Source organism: Pseudomonas cedrina subsp. cedrina, from assembly GCF_001983175.1.
GTDB classification, from domain to species: Bacteria; Pseudomonadota; Gammaproteobacteria; order Pseudomonadales; family Pseudomonadaceae; genus Aquipseudomonas; species Aquipseudomonas cedrina.
Window position 1 is genome coordinate 452,281 of sequence record NZ_MNPW01000001.1, and the last position, 16,419, is coordinate 468,699.

Here is a 16,419-nt window from a genome sequence, read left to right on the forward strand (position 1 = left end):
CGGAGCACAATGCTTGCTCTTGCTGTTACAACCTCTGACCGGCCACGTTATGGGAAGTTTCCACGCTTAAACAATTCTTCATGCGGCGACAGCACCGCGGGTCTGGGCGGCGCTACGCATAGCCGCGATGACCGAGGGTTCCAAGCGCCCTTCGGCAATTTTGATATCGCGCAACAGGCAGTCGACCACATCTACCAGCATGCGCTTGTCCATCAGTTGCGCACGGTCGACTTCACGTTCGACCACGATAGCGCCGGCAGGATTCTTCACGGTCACCAGGCACTCGTCCTGCACACCAGAGGTGGTCAGCGTAACCTGATAAGGGCTCAGTGCTTCTTCGAGCAATAGGCTGATACTTTCCATCTCGATCACCACTCAATAGTTCGGGAACAATCGTTTCAACGGGTGCTGCATCTATCCTAAGTGACTGGTTGTGACGTAGGAAAGTTCGCTTTTTCGTCTTTCAGGGGTTGTCGGGGGATGACGTATCCAGCATGCGCTTGCAACATGACAGGCAAAAAACGGCGGCACATAACTGCTTACGCAATGGGCTGCTGTTTTGGGGTTCGCCGGGCGCGCAAGCCGGGGGTGAATCCTATACTCGGTGAGCGCTGATCACTCTGCCGCGCGGGCAAGAGCGCATGTCAAAAGGCCCTTATTGCTTAGGATGAAGATGATGTTGGAACACAATGAACAACAGGCGTCGATCGAGAAAATTCACGCAGACATATCACGTATCTATGCCGAACAGCGCAAGTTCAATGCCGAGGTCCACAAAATAACCCGTGAGATCTTCTGGTACCCCGTGGGCATCGCGATAGGCTTCTTTACGGCTGTCGGTACGGTAATGGCGCTGGCACATAAGCTGCTCACATAGGCGAGATTCTTTCGGGCCCGCCAAATAAAAAACGCCGCTGACCCAAGGAAGGGAAAGCGGCGTTCTTGTCTACGCGGCCTGCCTTACAGCGGCTTGCCCCGGTTGCCATGCTGGCTCACGAACGCCTGCACAGCCTTCAGGTCATTGGCCAGCACCGTGCAGCGCTCTTCACGCTCGAACAGGTCCGCCAGGTGCTTGGGTAGCTCCAGCGCCTTGCCAACGCCCGCCTTCTGCACCGCTTCCGGGAATTTCACCGGGTGTGCGGTACCCAGGATCACCATCGGGATATCCAGGCTGCGACGGCATTCGCGGGCAGCCTTCACGCCGATAGCGGTGTGCGGGTCCAGCAGCTCGCCGGTCTGGGCGTAGACCTGCGCGATGGTTTCGCAGGTTTGCGCATCGTCCACGGCCAGGGAATCGAACAGCTTGCGGGTTTCGGTCCAGCGCTCTTGCTCAACGCTGAAACCGCCGCCGCGCTTGAAGGTGTTCATCAACTCGGCAATGGCCGCGCCGTTGCGACCGTGCATATCGAACAGCAGGCGTTCGAAGTTCGACGAGACCATGATGTCCATGGACGGCGACAGCGTGGCGTGCAGGGTTTCCTTGACGTAGCCGTTGCCGCTCATGAAGCGGTGCAGGATGTCATTGCGGTTGGTGGCCACGATCAACTGGTTGATCGGCAGGCCCATATTGCGCGCCAGGTAGCCGGCGAAAATGTCGCCGAAGTTGCCGGTCGGCACCGAGAACGACACCGAACGCGCCGGGCCGCCCAACTGCAGCGATGCGTGGAAGTAGTAGACGATCTGGGCCATGATCCGCGCCCAGTTGATCGAGTTCACCGCCACCAGGCGCGTGCCTTTGAGGAAGCTCTGGTCGGCGAAGCTGTTCTTGACCATTTCCTGGCAGTCATCGAAGTTGCCTTCGATGGCAATGTTGTGGATGTTCTCACCGAAGATGCTGGTCATCTGGCGACGCTGCACTTCGGACACACGCTGGTGCGGGTGCAGGATGAAGATGTCGACGTTTTCGCAGTGCTTGCAGCCTTCAATGGCGGCCGATCCGGTATCACCGGAAGTGGCGCCCATGATCACCACGCGTTCGCCGCGCTTTTCCAACACGTAGTCGAGCAGGCGACCGAGCAGTTGCAGGGCGAAATCCTTGAACGCCAGCGTCGGGCCGTGGAACAGTTCCAGCACCCACTCGTTGCCGTTCAGTTGGCGCAGGGGTGCGATGGCGCTGTGGGAAAACACGCCGTACGTTTCTTCGAGGATCTTCTTGAAATCCGCATCCGGAATGCTGCCGGTGACGAACGGGCGCATCACCCGGAACGCCAACTCGTGGTACGGCAGGCCGGCCCAGGAGGCGATTTCTTCCTGGGTGAAGCGTGGCAGGTTTTCCGGCACGTACAGGCCGCCGTCGGTAGCGAGGCCTGTGAGCAAGACGTCTTCAAAATTCAGGGCCGGTGCCTGGCCGCGGGTGCTGATATAACGCATGACTGGTTCCTCTAAACATTCCAGAACAGGGGCCGCCGAACGCACGGGGCCCCTTGGACAAATCGGTTAGTTCAAGTGTTCGACGCGAATCCGCACCACCGGGCCCACCACGCCCTGCAGGGCTTCAAGAGCGGCGATGGCATCGTTGATGTGCTGCTCGAGCACGCGGTGGGTCAGCAGGATCATCGGCACTTGGCCGTTTTGCTCCTCGACTTCCTTCTGCATGATCGATTCGATGTTGATCCCGCGCTCCGACAGGATGCTGGCCACCTGGGCCAACACGCCCGGGTGATCCTGGGCCTGGATGCGCAGGTAGTAGGCGCTTTCGCAGGCTTCGATCGGCAGGATCGGGTGGGCCGACAGCGAATCCGGCTGGAAGGCCAAGTGCGGTACGCGGTTTTCCGGGTCGCTGGTCATGGCGCGGACCACGTCCACCAGGTCGGCGATCACCGACGAAGCGGTCGGCTCCATGCCGGCGCCGGCGCCATAGAACAAGGTCGAACCGGCGGCGTCGCCATTGACCATCACCGCGTTCATCACGCCATTGACGTTGGCGATCAGGCGGTCGGCCGGAATCAGCGTCGGGTGCACGCGCAGCTCGATACCCGCTGGCGTGCTGCGTGCGACGCCCAGGTGCTTGATGCGGTAGCCCAAGGCTTCGGCGTAGTTCACGTCGGCGGTGGTCAGCTTGGTGATGCCTTCGGTGTAGGCCTTGTCGAACTGCAGCGGAATCCCGAAGGCGATGGACGCCAGGATGGTCAGCTTGTGGGCCGCGTCGATGCCTTCCACGTCAAAGGTCGGGTCGGCTTCGGCGTAGCCCAGGGCCTGGGCTTCGGCCAGCACGTCTTCGAAGGTACGGCCCTTCTCGCGCATTTCGGTCAGGATAAAGTTACCGGTGCCGTTGATGATGCCGGCGACCCAGTTGATACGGTTGGCGGACAGGCCTTCCCGGATCGCCTTGATCACCGGGATGCCACCGGCCACCGCCGCTTCGAACGCGACGATCACACCCTTTTCGCGCGCCTTGGCGAAGATCTCGTTGCCGTGCACGGCGATTAGCGCCTTGTTGGCGGTGACCACGTGCTTGCCGTTGTCGATGGCCTTGAGCACCAGCTCGCGGGCCACGGTGTAGCCGCCCACCAGCTCGATGACGATGTCGATCTCAGGGTTGGTGGCCACAGCGAAGACATCGTTGGTAATGGCAATACCGGTCGTTTCGAACTGAGGCTTTGGCGAACGCGTGGCAATTTGCGCCACTTCAATCCCACGGCCTGCGCGGCGGGAAATTTCCTCAGCGTTACGCTGAAGTACGTTGAGGGTACCGCCACCGACGGTCCCTAACCCACAGATGCCTACTTTGACCGGTTTCACTGAAAACTCCCCATGAAACGGCCGACGCTAGGTCGGCCGTGGAAAACAGCCGCACAACCGCGGCTTTCAATTAACGGCCCGTCGACTTGTCCACGGGCCATGATCGTCAAAGGTTCGACGATGCTGGTTTATTTGGCACTGAGCGCCAGTTTGGCAACTTGTGGCGCCGGCTGGTAGCCCGGAATGACCTGGCCGTCCGCCAAAACGATGGCCGGTGTGCCGTTCACGCCGATGGACTGGCCCAGGGCGAACTGCCGGGACACCGGGTTATCGCATTTGGCCGCCTTGATTTCCTTGCCATCAACCATCTTGTCCATGGCCGCTTTCTTGTCGGCCGAACACCACACGGCTTGCAGTTGCTCGTCACCCGGCGAACCGAGGCCCTGGCGCGGGAACGCGACGTAGCGCACTTCCACACCCAGCTTGTTCAGCGCAGGCACTTCGGCGTGCAGCTTGTGGCAGTACGGGCAGGTGGTGTCGGTGAACACGGTGATGTGGGTCTTGGTTTCGCCGATGGCCGGGTAAACCACGGTTTCAGCCACCGGAATACCGTTGATCAGCTTGGACACGCCCAGGCGCTCGGCTTTCTCGGTCAGGTTGACCGGCTTGCCGTCCTTCAACTGGAACAGGTAGCCCTGGACGATGTACTGGCCGTCGGCACTGGCGTACAGCACGCGACTGCCCTTGAGCTTGACTTCATACAGGCCGGCCATCGGGCTGGCGCTGATGCTTTCGATCGGCGTATCGAGTTGCAGGTTGGCCAGGCTCTTGCGGATGGTCTGCTCGGCAGCGTCATCGGCGACAACAAAGGTGGACACCAACGCAATGGCTGCGGCGGCAATAATCTGGGTCAAGCGCATGGGAACTCCTGAAGGCAGATGCAGGGACGGGTACAGAAACGCCGATTGGAAACTCGGGTGTGAACCATCGCCTTTGCTAACCGGCAAAGCCTACCACAGTTGGGCCACAGGGCAGCCGGTGGCTGGATAAATTGGCGACCTTCAACCGCGCGGGTGGTGCTTGGCGTGCATTTCCTGCAAACGCGCGCGCGCCACATGGGTGTAGATCTGGGTTGTGGATAAATCACTGTGGCCGAGCAGCATTTGCACCACGCGCAGGTCCGCGCCGTGGTTGAGCAAATGGGTGGCGAAGGCATGGCGCAACGTGTGGGGGGACAATGCCTTGCCGATCCCGGCGACCTTGGCCTGGTGCTTGATGCGGTGCCAGAACGTCTGCCGTGTCATCTGCTCCCCGCGCTGACTGGGGAACAGCACATCGCTGGGGCGCCCCCCAAGCAGCTCATGGCGGGCATCACGCATATAGCGCTCGACCCACACAATCGCCTCCTCGCCCATCGGCACCAGCCGCTCCTTGCTGCCCTTGCCCATCACCCGCAACACGCCTTGGCGCAGGTTGACTTGCTCCAGGGTCAGGCTGATCAGCTCGGTTACCCGCAGGCCGCAGGCGTACAGGACCTCCAGCATGGCGCGGTCACGCTGGCCGATGGGCTCACTGAGGTCGGGCGCTGCGAGCAAGGCCTCCACGTCACTTTCTGACAAAGACTTGGGAAGAGGCCTACCTAACTGTGGCATGTCGACTTGTAGAGTCGGGTCGACCGCTATCAGCTTTTCACGCAGCAGATAGCGATAAAAGCCACGCACCCCGGAGAGAAATCTCGCAGTTGAACGTGGCTTGTAGTTTTGCTCAAGGCGCCAGGCCAAGTGATCGAGGATCAGCTCGCGTCCGGCATTGATCAGCTCAAGGTTTTTCTCCTGCAGCCATCCGTTGAACAGGGCCAGGTCACTGCGATAAGCCTGGCGGGTGTTGTCCGACAGGCCCTTTTCCAGCCAGAGGGCATCGAGAAAGCGGTCGATAAGGAGGTGATCAATGGCAGGCATGGGCACTCAAGCGACGCGGCACGGGGCTTTGCGGCAATTAATGGGTGGACTGTGATTTAGGCTTGCTAGTCTTTCACAGCCCGCTATTTCAAGGAACAGGAGCTTTAATGAACGAACAACAGATTCTGTTGGCCTTTGGCGGCATCGGCGTAGCTGCACTGGCCTGCCAATGGCTGGCCTGGCGCCTGAAATTGCCGGCAATTCTGTTTCTGCTATTGAGCGGGATCCTGGCGGGGCCAGTATTGGGCTGGCTCGATCCACAGGAAATGTTCGGCCCCTTGCTGATGCCGCTGGTGTCGTTGGCGGTGGCGCTGATCCTGTTCGAGGGCAGCCTGACGCTGCACCTGTCGCAATGGAAGGAAATCGGCAGCGTGGTGCACCGCCTGGTGACCCTCGGCGCGCTTTCAACCTGGGCGGTCATCACCTTGGCAACCCACTGGCTGCTGGGTTTCGACTGGCTGCTGGCGCTGCTGTTCGGCACGCTGACATTGGTCACCGGCCCGACGGTCATTGTACCCATGCTGCGCGTGGTGCGCCCCAAGGCCTCCATCGCCAACATCCTGCGCTGGGAAGGTATCGTCATAGACCCTATCGGCGCGCTGTTGGCCGTCGTGGTCTACAGCTTCATTATCAGTCGCGCCTCTGGTGATGGCTTGAGCCAAAGCCTGTTGACCTTCGGCGGAGTCATCGTGTGCGGCAACCTGTTCGGGATCGCCGGCGGTTGGGTATTGGGGCAGGTCATGCGTCGGCAGTGGTTGCCGGAATACCTGCACAACCTGGCAGCCCTGGCGGGCGTGCTGGGGGTGTTCATCGTCTCCAACGAGGTCATTCATGAATCCGGCCTGCTGGCGGTGACCCTGATGGGTATGTGGATGGCCAATATGAAGGGCGTGGACGTGCGGCATATCCTGCACTTCAAGGAGAACCTCAGCGTTCTGTTGATTTCCGGGTTGTTTATCCTGCTGGCGGCGCGCCTGGACTTGAACGCCTTGATTGCCCTCGGGCCGTTCGTGCTGATCCTGCTCTTCGTCATTCAGTTCATCGCCCGGCCGCTCAACGTCGCGCTGTCGACCTTTGGCTCGAAACTGAACTGGCGGGAACGCGCCCTGCTGGCGTGGATTGCGCCGCGCGGGATTGTGGCCGCAGCCGTGTCGGCGATCTTTGCGATTCGCCTGGATGAGGCAGGCCATGAAGGTGCATTGCTGCTGGTGCCACTGACGTTCGCGGTGATTATCGGCACCGTGGTATTACAAAGCGCCACTGCGCGCCCCCTGGCCCGTCTGCTGAACGTTGCGGAGCCTGCGCCCAGCGGCTTTCTGATCGTCGGCGCGAACGGCCCGGCGCGCATCCTGGGCAAGGCCCTGCAGCAACTGGGCAGCCGCGTCCTGCTGACCGACTCGAGCTGGGAAAACATCCGCGCCAGTCGGATGGAAGGGCTACCGACCTATTTCGGCAACCCGGCCTCCCAGCATGCCGAGTCGCACCTGGATCTCGTCGGCCTCGGCCATTTGCTGGCGCTGTCTCCCTCCGGCGAGCTGAACACCTTGGCCGCCATGCGCTTTCGCCATGATTTCGGCCACCGGCTGTTTGCCCTGGCAAGCAGCCAGGAAAGCCGACGCACCGACAAGCACCGCGCCAGCGGCGAGCACCGCGGGCATCTGCTGGGCAGCCAACCGCTGAGCTACACCAAGCTTGCCAGCCTGCTGGGGCAAGGCGCCGAGTTGTACACCACCCACCTGACCGATGGGTTTGGCTGGAGCGACTATCAGGCACTGCACGGGGAACGGGCGATCCTGCTGTTTGCCCGCGACAGCAGCGGCTGGGTGCATGTGGTCACGCCAGAAAGCGATTTGAAACCGCTGGCGGGATGGACCTTACTGGCGGTCATCCAGCCGGGCCAGGCCCAGGAGCGCACCGCATAAATCGCAGGCACAAAAAAGCAGCCCGCAGGCTGCTTTTTTCTGCATCGGAAGCTGGACTTAAGCCAGTTTTTCCTTGATGCGAGCTGCTTTACCGGACAGGTCACGCAGGTAGTACAGCTTGGCTTTGCGTACGTCACCGCGACGTTTCACAGCCATGCTGTCGATCTGCGGGCTGTAGGTCTGGAAAGTACGCTCTACGCCAACACCGTTGGAGATTTTACGAACAGTGAAAGCACTGTTCACACCACGGTTACGCTTGGCGATTACCACGCCTTCGAACGCTTGCAGACGCGAACGGTCGCCTTCCTTCACTTTCACCTGAACGACAATGGTGTCGCCCGGGGCAAAGGTAGGGATCTCTTTGGTCATCTGCTCTGCTTCGAGTGCAAGGATGATTTTGTTAGTCATGCTGTGCTCCTAAGGTAAGTCAATGGACCTACCATCGATACGTTGTTAACTATCGTCCCGCGCGAGGATGTATTCCTCGAGCAGCTTCTTCTCTTCTCCAGAAAGCGAGCGGCTTTCCAGAAGATCGGCGCGTCGTTCATAGGTCCGACCAAGGGACTGCTGTAAACGCCAACGCCGGATGTGTGCGTGATTGCCACTTAGCAATACGTCGGGAACACGCTGATCCGCATACACCTCCGGTCGGGTGTAGTGCGGGCAATCCAGCAAACCATCCGTGAAGGAATCTTCCTCCGCGGAGTCCGCATGCCCTAAAGCTCCAGGCAGCAGTCGTGTAACCGCATCTATCAGGACCATTGCCGGCAGCTCGCCGCCAGACAATACATAGTCCCCAATCGACCACTCTTCATCGACATGAGCCTCAATAAAGCGCTCGTCAATGCCTTCATAACGACCGGCAATCAGGATCAGTGCATCCTCATTCGACAGTTCGCGAACCCCAGCCTGTTTCAGCTGGCGGCCTTGAGGGGACAGGTAAATCACCTTCGCCTTCTCCCCGGCGGCGGCCTTGGCCTGGGCCAACGCGTCTTCCAGGGGCTTGATCTTCATCACCATGCCCGGGCCACCGCCAAATGGGCGATCGTCCACAGTGTGATGTCGATCCGTCGTGTAGTCTCGCGGGTTCCAACAGGTGAGCTGCAACAGCCCCTGTTTCACCGCCCGACTGGTGATGCCGTACTCGCTGATGGCGGAAAACATCTCGGGAAACAAACTGATCACTTCAATGCGCAAATTAGCCACGCTTAGAAGTCCGCGTCCCATTCCACCTTCATCTCGCCCGCTTCCAGGTCAACAGCCAACACGCATTGCTTCGTATAAGGCAACAGGCGTTCGCGATCATCCAGGCTGCCAGCGCAAGGCTTGACCACCATTACATCATTGGCGCCGGTTTCCAGAAGATGATCGATTTTCCCGAACAGTTGCCCGAGTTGATCGATGACCTTCAGACCTTCCAGCTGGTACCAGTAGTACTCGCCGTCGGTCAATTCAGGGAACAGGTTGCGCGGCACGCAGATCTCATAACCAGCCAGAAGACGCGCTTCTTCACGATCATCGAGACCCTTGAGCTTTGCGACCAGGAACTTGTCGCTCCCGCGTCCACTGACCAGCTCGACCTGTTTCACACTACCCTCGCGCTTGAGCGTCCAGGTTTTGTACTGCAACAGGTTTTCAGTCGGATCAGTAAAGGAATACACCTTCACTTCGCCGCGAACGCCATGAACAGAGTAAATCTTGCCGATAACGATCAAATCATCAGCAACAGTTGGCGTCGCGTTCATATTGCTCAGGCTGCGGCCTTAGCCGAGTCCTTCAACAACTTTGCAACGCGCTCGGATGGCTGTGCACCCACGCTCAGCCAGTAGGCTACGCGCTCTTGGTTCACGGACAGACGAACTTCTTGACCACGAGCAACGGGGTTGAAGAAACCAACCTGTTCCTTGTGCGAACCGTCGCGCGGGTTGCGGCTGTCGGTTACGGTCAAGTGGTAAAACGGGCGCTTTTTGGAGCCGCCAAGGGCAAGACGGATTGTTAGCATGTGAACATCGTTCCTGTAGTCGGTGCTGCAAATCTAAATGCACAGCGGGCATAGGTGCCCGAAAGGCCGCATATTCTAAGGAATATCCGGACTTTTGCAAATGTCTTTTTCCGGCGCCCATGGGCATGCGGTTCAGATCTGCTATGGAGCCGTCGGTGAAAACGGCAGGTCAGCCCCCGCCAACGGCGGGTTTGCTGGAGATCCCACATCCCTGTGGGTCGGAGCGCAAGCCGGGCTTGCGCTCGAATACTTTACATCTTCGGCATGCCGCCGCCGGGCAACATACCGCCCATGCCGCGCATCATCTTGGCCATTCCGCCTTTTGTGGAGAACTTCTTCATCATCTTCTGCATCTGCTTGTGCTGCTTGATCAAGCGTCCGATGTCCTGCACTTGAGTGCCGGAGCCCATGGCGATCCGACGTTTGCGCGAACCGCTGATCAGCTCAGGGTCGCGACGCTCGGCCGGGGTCATGGAGTTGATGATGGCTTCCATCTGCTTGAATTGCTTCTCTGCCGCGCCTTGGGCGTTGCCCATTTGCGCCAGGTTCACACCGCCGATGTTCGGCAGCTTGTCCATCAAGCCGCCAAGACCGCCCATGTTCTTCATCTGTTGCAACTGGTCACGGAAGTCTTCGAGGTCGAAGCCCTTGCCCTTCTTCAGCTTCTTGGCCAGCTTGTCGGCCTTGTCCTTGTCGAGCGTGGCTTCGGCCTGTTCGATCAGACTGAGCACGTCGCCCATGCCGAGGATGCGCGAGGCGATACGCTCCGGGTGGAACGGCTCGAGCGCTTCGCTCTTCTCGCCCATGCCGATGAACTTGATCGGCTTGCCGGTGATGGCGCGTACCGACAGCGCGGCACCGCCACGGGCGTCGCCGTCGACCTTGGTGAGGATCACGCCGGTCAGCGGCAGTGCATCACCGAAGGCCTTGGCGGTGTTGGCCGCATCCTGGCCGGTCATGGCGTCGACCACGAACAGCGTCTCGACCGGGTTGATCGCGGCATGCAGCGCCTTGATCTCGCCCATCATCTCTTCATCGATGTGCAGGCGACCAGCGGTATCGACGATGACCACGTCGATGAACTTGAGCTTGGCTTCTTTAATCGCCGCGGTGGCGATGTCGACCGGCTTCTGGCTCAGGTCGGACGGGAAGAAAGTCACGCCCACTTCGCTGGCAAGCATTTCCAGCTGCTTGATGGCCGCCGGACGATAAACGTCGGCCGACACCACCATTACCGACTTCTTCTTGCGCTCTTTAAGGAAGCGCGCCAGCTTGCCGGCGGTGGTGGTCTTACCCGCGCCTTGCAGACCGGCCATCAATACGACGGCCGGCGGCACGGCGCTGAGGTTCAGATCTTCGTTGGCCGCGCCCATCAGGCTTTCGAGTTCGGCCTGGACGATCTTCACGAAGGCCTGGCCCGGGGTCAGGCTGCGGGACACTTCGGTGCCCACCGCGCGCTCTTTGACCGAGTTGACGAAGTCCTTCACCACCGGCAAGGCCACGTCGGCTTCCAGCAACGCCATGCGCACTTCACGCAGGGTGTCTTTAATATTGTCCTCGGTCAGCTTGGCCTTGCCGGTTACGTGGCGCAGCGTCTGCGAGAGACGGTCAGTCAGGTTTTCAAACATGCGCGATCCTTTCAGGCCCTATTCATCGAAATGCATTGGTAGACCGAGGTAATGGCGGCCCAGGCTGTGGTAAATCGCTATTAAACACAGCGCTCGGCGAGCCTGCGGCGTGGGCAGGTCGCGGATTATAGCGAAGACTGCGCCCATGCACACCCGCTGTCTGGCCCGGGAGTCTTTCGTGCAACGCCTGGGTATGCCAAACTCAGCGCCTTTCGGGCTTGCCTATCAGGATTTATGCTCCCTTTGTCACCCAGTTTGCTACCCAGCCTCGCCGCCGCCATTTTGTATGCCGCTGCGACTCTTTATCAGGGCACTCGTCTGGCCCAAGGCACCAAGGCGGACAAACGCCTGCTGGTCGGCCTGGGCGTCCTCGCCCTGCTGGCCCACGCCGCCAGCCTGTTTACGCACCTGATGACCCCGGTCGGCCTGGGCCTGGATTTTTTCAGCGCCGCCAGCCTGATTGCCGCCGCCGTCATCGCACTGACCCTGCTGGCCTGCTACCGCATTCCCGTCGAGAACCTGCTGGTGCTGCTGTTCCCGCTGGGCATGCTGACTGTGCTGCTGGCGCACTTCGCCCCCACCGGCACCGTGCAGGTGATCGATGAAGAGCCGGGCATCCTCGCGCATATCCTGCTGTCGATCCTGGCCTACGGGATGTTCACCATTGCGGTGTTCCAGGCGCTGCTCCTGCTGCTGCAGGACCACCAGCTCAAGCACAAGCATCCGTCCGGGCTGATCAAGAACTTCCCGCCGCTGCAAACCATGGAAAGCCTGCTGTTCGGTTTCCTGTGGGCCGGCTGGACGCTGCTCTCGCTGTCGCTGATCTCCGGCTGGCTGTTCGTCGAAAACCTGTTCGCCCAGCATCTGGTGCACAAAACCTTGCTGGCGTGCCTGGCCTGGGTGGTGTTCAGCGTACTGCTGTGGGGCCGCAACCGCCTCGGCTGGCGCGGGCACAAGGCGATACGCTGGACCCTGGCCGGCTTCTGCCTGCTGATGCTGGCCTATTTCGGCAGCAAGCTGGTCCGCGAATACATCCTGCATATCTGACGAGCAGCGATCATGGACAACTTGCCCCTGGAGCCGATGCTCGCCGTAATCGCCCTGCTGGTGTTATGGGCCGCGCTGTTTACCGCCATCGAAGCCGCACAGCAACACCTGCTGGCCCTGCGCCCTGGAACACGCCAGGGCGACAAGGCTGCCGCCCGCCTGAGTTTCCCGCGCCATAGCCTGATCCTGTGCAACAGCCTGTGCCGCGCCGCCGTGGTGATCCTTTGCACCCTGCTGGCGATTTATGCCTGGGCGCAGAACGGGCCGTGGCTGGGCTGGCTGATCTCCTGCGCACTCCTGCTGATACTCGCCGACTACCTGCCTCGCGCCCTCGCCGTGCGCCATCCGCAAGCGGTGCTGGGCTTTGGCAATACGCTGTTGGGCGTGCCATTGAAAATCCTCTACCCGCTGGCCTGGCTGCTCAATGGCATCAGCCTGTTACTGCTGCGCCCGTTCGCACGCACATCCGGCGTGGTGAAAAAGAGCGACGACCCGCTGCCCGACCACGACGACGAACCGGAACCCGAGGCCGACGAAGACCGTACCCCCGGCATGCCCGGCATCCACGCGCTGGACAACATCACGGTCAACGACATCCTGGTGCCGCGCAGCGAAGTCGACGGCATCAACCTGGACGACTCGGTCGAGGAGATCATCGAGCAACTGCGCACGTCCGAGCGTACGCGCCTGCCGGTGTTCCACAGCGACATCAACCAGGTCCAGGCGGTGCTCAACACCCGGCAGATCCAGCACTTGCTGGCCGATGCCAGCCTGACCAAGGAGGCCTTGCTCGCCGCCTGCCACGAGCCGTACTTCGTCCCGGAAAGCACGCCGCTGCAACTGCAACTGTTGAACTTCCACAAACAGCAGCGACGCCTGGGCATGGTGGTGGACGAGTACGGCGAAGTGCTGGGCATCGTGACCCTGGAAGACATCCTCGAAGAAATCGTCGGCGAATTCGAAAGCGAGCAGAGTGGCGACAATCCGCATATCGAGGCGCAGCCCGATGGCCGCTACATCATCGATGGCGCCGCCTCGATCCGTGACTTGAACAAAAGCCTCAACTGGCACCTGCCCAGCGACGGGCCCAAGACGCTCAATGGCCTGGTGACCGAGGCGCTGGAAACCATCCCCGATTGCGCGGTGTGCCTGAAGATCGGGCGCTACCGCCTGGAAATCCTCGAGACCGAGGACAACCGGGTGAGCAAGGTGTTGATCTGGCATACCAGCAGAATGCCCGTCGCCGCCTGAGTCAACTCGGTCAATGTGGGAGCTGGCTTGCCTGCGATGCCGGCGGCTCGGTCTTTCAGGTAACCCGAGGCGATCCCATCGCAGGCAAGCCAGCTCCCACATTGAACCGGTTTCAATTCAAGATCCCTGCGAGCCACTTGTTGTATCGCAAAACCCCTTCCTATAATCCCAGCGGCTCACCAGAGCCCCGCCCGACCGCGTGCTATCCGGCCCCATGGGTGTACGACCAATAATAATCCGCGTCCAAACGCGCAATGACCGTCAGGGATACCGCCATGAGCACCACCTATAACGAGGCCGCGCCCGCCGCCCCGACCAACTCGACGGCACGGGTCGCCACGGCGAGCATCGTCGGTACCGCCATCGAGTTCTACGACTTCTACATCTACGCCACGGCCGCTGCGCTGGTGATCGGCCCGGTGTTCTTCCCGCAATCGTCCGGCACCGCGCAGATGCTGGCATCGTTCCTGACCTTCGGTATCGCCTTTATCGCCCGTCCACTGGGCTCGGCGCTGTTCGGCCATTTTGGCGACCGCATCGGGCGTAAATCCACGCTGGTGGCGTCCTTGCTGCTGATGGGGGTGTGCACCACGCTGATCGGCTTGCTGCCGGGCTATGACAGTATCGGCGCCTGGGCGCCGATCCTGCTGTGTGTGCTGCGTTTCGGCCAGGGCCTGGGCCTCGGCGGGGAATGGGGCGGCGCTGCGCTGCTGGCCACCGAGAATGCACCCAAGGGCAAACGCGCCTGGTTCGGCATGTTCCCGCAGCTTGGTCCTTCGATTGGCTTTTTGGCGGCCAACGGCTTGTTCCTGATCCTGGCCATGAGCCTGAACGACGAGCAATTTCGCAGCTGGGGCTGGCGCATCCCGTTCATCCTCAGCGCAGCGCTGGTGATGGTTGGCCTGTATGCACGCCTGAAGTTGCATGAAACTCCGGTGTTCGCCAACGCCGTCGCGAAAGAAGCGCCGGTGAAAGTGCCCCTGTTCGAGCTGTTCAGCCAACATTGGTTGCCGGTATTGCTGGGCGCCCTGTCGATGGTGGTGTGCTATGCGCTGTTCTACATCACCACCGCATTTTCCCTGAGCTACGGCGTTTCAACCCTGGGCTACAGCCGCGAAACTTTCCTGGGCCTGCTGTGCTTTGCAGTGCTGTTCATGGGGCTGGCGACACCGCTGGCGGCCCTGGCCAGTGACCGCTGGGGACGCAGGCCGGTGCTGATCGTCGGTGCAGTCCTGGCGATTTTGTCGGGCTTTACCATGGAGCCGCTGCTGACCCACGGTTCGACCTGGGCCGTGGCATTGTTCCTGGCGCTGGAACTGTTCCTGATGGGCGTGACCTTCGCGCCGATGGGCGCCATGCTGCCGGAATTGTTCCCGACGCGCGTGCGTTATACCGGTGCTTCGGCAGCGTATAACCTGGGGGGAATCGTGGGGGCTTCAGCGGCACCGTTCTTCGCGACCAAGCTGGTGGCGATGGGTGGGCTGAGTTATGTCGGGGGGTATGTGTCGGCGGCGGCGTTGCTCAGCTTGATTGCGGTGCTGTGCCTGAAAGAGACGCGGGATAATGATTTGAACAAGGTCGCCTGATAGACCGCTATCGCGGGCAAGCCCGCTCCCACATTTGACTGTATTCACACCTCAAAATGTGGGAGCTGGCTTGCCTGCGATGGGCGCGCCTCGGTTACAGCTCTACTACGACAGCCTTGGAAGCACGGGTCGCCTTGGCCCGAGCCGCGTCAATCGACTCATCCCGCGCCAACGCCACACCCATCCGACGCTGGCCGTTCACTTCAGGCTTGCCAAACAGACGCAACGCCGTGTCCGGCTCGCTCAACGCCGCGCCGAGGTTGGCGAAGGCGGTCTGGGTCGACTGCCCTTCCACCAAAATAACCGCCGAAGCCGAAGGCCCGAACTGGCGGATCAATGGGATCGGCAGGCCGAGAATAGCCCGCGCATGCAGCGCAAACTGCGACAAGTCCTGGGAAATCAGAGTCACCAGGCCCGTGTCATGCGGGCGCGGCGAGACTTCGCTGAACCACACCTGGTCACCCTTGATGAACAGCTCCACGCCAAACAGACCACGACCACCCAGGGCCTCGGTCACCGCTTTGGCGACGCGCTCGGACTCGGCCAGGGCCACCGGGCTCATGGCCTGTGGCTGCCAGGATTCCTGGTAGTCGCCCTTTTCCTGGCGATGGCCAACCGGCGCGCAGAAGGTGGTGCCGCCAATGTGGCGCACGGTCAGCAGGGTGATTTCGTAGTCGAAATCGATAAAGCCTTCGATGATCACCCGGCCTTTACCGGCACGGCCGCCTTCCTGGGCGTAGTCCCAGGCTGCTTGCACGTCGTCAACGTTGCGCAGCAGGCTCTGGCCTTTGCCCGACGAACTCATCACCGGCTTGACCACACACGGGAAGCCCAGGTCCTGCACGGCCTTGCTGTAGTCTTCGAAGGTGTCGGCGAAGTGGTACGGCGAGGTCGGCAGGTCCAGCTCTTCGGCGGCCAGGCGACGGATGCCTTCACGGTTCATGGTCAGCGAGGTGGCGCGCGCGGTCGGGATCACGGTGAAGCCTTCGGCTTCCAACTCGACCAGCGTGGCGGTAGCGATGGCTTCGATTTCCGGCACGATGAAGTGCGGTTTTTCCGCTTCGATCACGGCACGCAGCGCGGCGCCGTCGAGCATGTTGATCACGTGGCTGCGGTGCGCCACCTGCATGGCCGGCGCGTTGGCGTAGCGATCCACGGCAATCACTTCAACGCCCAGGCGTTGCAGCTCGATTACCACTTCCTTGCCCAGCTCACCGCAGCCACACAGCAAAACGCGGGTCGCGGTTGGCGACAATGGAGTTCCGATTCGGGTCATCTCAGGTCCTCAGGGGAGCGGATCATGGGGAGAAAGGCCGGCATTTTACATGAACTGTAAAAATTGGC

At 60.9% G+C, this 16,419-nt stretch carries 16 protein-coding genes; 5 read left to right on the forward strand and 11 right to left on the reverse strand.

Annotated features, from left to right (window positions below):
• Window positions 1-78: 78 nt before the first annotated feature.
• Window positions 79-363, reverse strand: a complete 285-nt coding sequence (locus BLL36_RS02140; protein ID WP_076949824.1) for a DUF3509 domain-containing protein — start codon at window positions 361-363, stop codon at window positions 79-81.
• Window positions 364-676: 313 nt separating this feature from the next.
• Between BLL36_RS02140 and BLL36_RS02145 the strand changes: the two genes are divergently transcribed.
• A complete protein-coding gene (locus BLL36_RS02145) occupies window positions 677-877 on the forward strand; it encodes a hypothetical protein (protein ID WP_057723913.1) in 201 nt (66 codons plus the stop codon).
• Between the two features lie 83 nt (window positions 878-960).
• Here the strand turns inward: BLL36_RS02145 and thrC are convergent, their stop codons facing one another.
• The 4 genes from thrC to xerD all read right to left on the reverse strand — a co-directional run bounded on the left by thrC (window position 961) and on the right by xerD (window position 5,639).
• Window positions 961-2,370, reverse strand: coding sequence for a threonine synthase (thrC, locus tag BLL36_RS02150; RefSeq protein ID WP_076949825.1), 1,410 nt, complete (start codon window positions 2,368-2,370; stop codon window positions 961-963).
• 66 nt (window positions 2,371-2,436) lie between these two features.
• Window positions 2,437-3,741 (reverse strand): homoserine dehydrogenase, encoded by a 1,305-nt coding sequence (locus BLL36_RS02155; protein WP_076949826.1) that lies wholly within the window; start codon window positions 3,739-3,741, stop codon window positions 2,437-2,439.
• Between the two features lie 128 nt (window positions 3,742-3,869).
• On the reverse strand, window positions 3,870-4,601 hold the full coding sequence (locus tag BLL36_RS02160) for a thioredoxin fold domain-containing protein (protein WP_076949827.1): 732 nt from the start codon (window positions 4,599-4,601) through the stop codon (window positions 3,870-3,872).
• A gap of 141 nt (window positions 4,602-4,742) precedes the next feature.
• The gene (xerD, locus tag BLL36_RS02165) at window positions 4,743-5,639 is read right to left on the reverse strand and encodes a site-specific tyrosine recombinase XerD (RefSeq protein WP_076949828.1); all 897 of its coding nucleotides are present in this window, start codon (window positions 5,637-5,639) and stop codon (window positions 4,743-4,745) included.
• Window positions 5,640-5,746: 107 nt separating this feature from the next.
• On the opposite strand from xerD, the gene BLL36_RS02170 reads away from it, so the two are divergent.
• Window positions 5,747-7,561, forward strand: a complete 1,815-nt coding sequence (locus BLL36_RS02170; protein WP_076949829.1) for a cation:proton antiporter — start codon at window positions 5,747-5,749, stop codon at window positions 7,559-7,561.
• A 57-nt stretch (window positions 7,562-7,618) separates the two neighbouring features.
• Here the strand turns inward: BLL36_RS02170 and rplS are convergent, their stop codons facing one another.
• From rplS to ffh, 5 genes are all read right to left on the reverse strand, one after another.
• Window positions 7,619-7,969 carry a 50S ribosomal protein L19 gene (gene rplS, locus BLL36_RS02175; RefSeq protein WP_003175895.1) on the reverse strand — a complete coding sequence of 117 codons (351 nt, stop codon included), beginning with the start codon at window positions 7,967-7,969 and terminating at the stop codon, window positions 7,619-7,621.
• A gap of 45 nt (window positions 7,970-8,014) precedes the next feature.
• Window positions 8,015-8,788, reverse strand: coding sequence for a tRNA (guanosine(37)-N1)-methyltransferase TrmD (gene trmD, locus BLL36_RS02180; protein WP_197678437.1), 774 nt, complete (start codon window positions 8,786-8,788; stop codon window positions 8,015-8,017).
• Window positions 8,770-9,306 carry a ribosome maturation factor RimM gene (gene rimM, locus BLL36_RS02185; protein ID WP_076949830.1) on the reverse strand — a complete coding sequence of 179 codons (537 nt, stop codon included), beginning with the start codon at window positions 9,304-9,306 and terminating at the stop codon, window positions 8,770-8,772. The genes trmD and rimM overlap by 19 nt, the downstream gene beginning before the upstream one ends.
• A gap of 5 nt (window positions 9,307-9,311) precedes the next feature.
• On the reverse strand, window positions 9,312-9,563 hold the full coding sequence (rpsP, locus tag BLL36_RS02190) for a 30S ribosomal protein S16 (RefSeq protein ID WP_003175899.1): 252 nt from the start codon (window positions 9,561-9,563) through the stop codon (window positions 9,312-9,314).
• A 251-nt stretch (window positions 9,564-9,814) separates the two neighbouring features.
• Window positions 9,815-11,191 carry a signal recognition particle protein gene (gene ffh / locus BLL36_RS02195; RefSeq protein ID WP_076949831.1) on the reverse strand — a complete coding sequence of 459 codons (1,377 nt, stop codon included), beginning with the start codon at window positions 11,189-11,191 and terminating at the stop codon, window positions 9,815-9,817.
• A 234-nt stretch (window positions 11,192-11,425) separates the two neighbouring features.
• Here ffh and BLL36_RS02200 point away from each other — a divergent pair, with 234 nt between their 5' ends.
• The 3 genes from BLL36_RS02200 to BLL36_RS02215 all read left to right on the forward strand — a co-directional run bounded on the left by BLL36_RS02200 (window position 11,426) and on the right by BLL36_RS02215 (window position 15,075).
• Complete coding sequence (locus tag BLL36_RS02200) at window positions 11,426-12,238, forward strand: cytochrome C assembly family protein (RefSeq protein ID WP_076949832.1); 813 nt, start codon at window positions 11,426-11,428, stop codon at window positions 12,236-12,238.
• Window positions 12,239-12,250: 12 nt separating this feature from the next.
• A complete protein-coding gene (locus BLL36_RS02205; protein ID WP_076949833.1) occupies window positions 12,251-13,489 on the forward strand; it encodes a transporter associated domain-containing protein in 1,239 nt (412 codons plus the stop codon).
• Between the two features lie 275 nt (window positions 13,490-13,764).
• Window positions 13,765-15,075: an MFS transporter gene (locus tag BLL36_RS02215; RefSeq protein WP_076949835.1), complete on the forward strand. Its 1,311-nt coding sequence runs from the start codon at window positions 13,765-13,767 to the stop codon at window positions 15,073-15,075.
• A gap of 94 nt (window positions 15,076-15,169) precedes the next feature.
• Here the strand turns inward: BLL36_RS02215 and purT are convergent, their stop codons facing one another.
• Complete coding sequence (purT, locus tag BLL36_RS02220; protein WP_076949836.1) at window positions 15,170-16,351, reverse strand: formate-dependent phosphoribosylglycinamide formyltransferase; 1,182 nt, start codon at window positions 16,349-16,351, stop codon at window positions 15,170-15,172.
• Between the last annotated feature and the right edge of the window lie 68 nt (window positions 16,352-16,419).

Excerpts from the sequence above, each read along its gene's own strand:
- BLL36_RS02140 (WP_076949824.1), bottom strand. The coding sequence starts at position 363 with ATGGAAAGTATCAGCCTATTGCTCGAAGAAGCACTGAGCCCTTATCAG.
- BLL36_RS02145 (WP_057723913.1), top strand. The coding sequence starts at position 677 with ATGTTGGAACACAATGAACAACAGGCGTCGATCGAGAAAATTCACGCA.
- thrC (WP_076949825.1), bottom strand. The coding sequence starts at position 2,370 with ATGCGTTATATCAGCACCCGCGGCCAGGCACCGGCCCTGAATTTTGAA.
- BLL36_RS02160 (WP_076949827.1), bottom strand. The coding sequence starts at position 4,601 with ATGCGCTTGACCCAGATTATTGCCGCCGCAGCCATTGCGTTGGTGTCC.
- xerD (WP_076949828.1), bottom strand. The coding sequence starts at position 5,639 with ATGCCTGCCATTGATCACCTCCTTATCGACCGCTTTCTCGATGCCCTC.
- BLL36_RS02170 (WP_076949829.1), top strand. The coding sequence starts at position 5,747 with ATGAACGAACAACAGATTCTGTTGGCCTTTGGCGGCATCGGCGTAGCT.
- rplS (WP_003175895.1), bottom strand. The coding sequence starts at position 7,969 with ATGACTAACAAAATCATCCTTGCACTCGAAGCAGAGCAGATGACCAAA.
- trmD (WP_197678437.1), bottom strand. The coding sequence starts at position 8,788 with ATGGGACGCGGACTTCTAAGCGTGGCTAATTTGCGCATTGAAGTGATC.
- rimM (WP_076949830.1), bottom strand. The coding sequence starts at position 9,306 with ATGAACGCGACGCCAACTGTTGCTGATGATTTGATCGTTATCGGCAAG.
- rpsP (WP_003175899.1), bottom strand. The coding sequence starts at position 9,563 with ATGCTAACAATCCGTCTTGCCCTTGGCGGCTCCAAAAAGCGCCCGTTT.
- ffh (WP_076949831.1), bottom strand. The coding sequence starts at position 11,191 with ATGTTTGAAAACCTGACTGACCGTCTCTCGCAGACGCTGCGCCACGTA.
- BLL36_RS02200 (WP_076949832.1), top strand. The coding sequence starts at position 11,426 with ATGCTCCCTTTGTCACCCAGTTTGCTACCCAGCCTCGCCGCCGCCATT.
- BLL36_RS02205 (WP_076949833.1), top strand. The coding sequence starts at position 12,251 with ATGGACAACTTGCCCCTGGAGCCGATGCTCGCCGTAATCGCCCTGCTG.
- BLL36_RS02215 (WP_076949835.1), top strand. The coding sequence starts at position 13,765 with ATGAGCACCACCTATAACGAGGCCGCGCCCGCCGCCCCGACCAACTCG.
- purT (WP_076949836.1), bottom strand. The coding sequence starts at position 16,351 with ATGACCCGAATCGGAACTCCATTGTCGCCAACCGCGACCCGCGTTTTG.